The organism is Enterobacter cloacae complex sp. IR5459 (genome assembly GCF_049238005.1).
GTDB lineage: Bacteria > Pseudomonadota > Gammaproteobacteria > Enterobacterales > Enterobacteriaceae > Enterobacter > Enterobacter hormaechei_C.
Map to the genome: position 1 here is coordinate 1 of NZ_JBMKIG010000075.1, position 594 is coordinate 594.

The 594-nt window shown below is 52.2% G+C and carries 1 protein-coding gene; it reads right to left on the reverse strand.

The window, feature by feature from the left end; all coding sequences use genetic code 11:
* The coding region (locus tag ACOTX4_RS26020) for an EF-Tu/IF-2/RF-3 family GTPase (RefSeq protein ID WP_045135604.1) at positions 1-594 on the reverse strand (594 nt) is incomplete at both ends.

Consider the following 594-nt stretch of genomic DNA (forward strand, 5'->3'; position numbering starts at 1 on the left):
AGAACTTTAGCAACAACGCCCGCGCCAACGGTACGGCCGCCTTCACGGATTGCGAAACGCAGACCGTCGTCCATCGCGATTGGGTGGATCAGAGTCACAACCATCTTGATGTTGTCGCCTGGCATTACCATCTCTACGCCTTCTGGCAGTTCGATGGTACCGGTCACGTCAGTTGTACGGAAGTAGAACTGTGGACGGTAGCCTTTGAAGAACGGAGTATGACGGCCGCCTTCGTCTTTGGACAGAATGTACACTTCAGATTCGAACTTGGTGTGTGGCTTGATTGAGCCTGGCTTCGCCAGAACCTGACCACGTTCGATTTCTTCACGTTTGATACCACGCAGCAGAACACCAACGTTCTCACCAGCACGGCCTTCGTCCAGCAGTTTGCGGAACATTTCAACGCCAGTACAGGTAGACTTCGCAGTCTCTTTGATACCAACGATTTCAACTTCTTCACCAACTTTGATGATACCGCGCTCTACACGACCGGTAACAACGGTACCACGACCGGAGATGGAGAATACGTCTTCGATTGGCAGCAGGAATGGCTTGTCAATCGCACGCTCTGGTTCTGGGATGTAAGAATCCAGG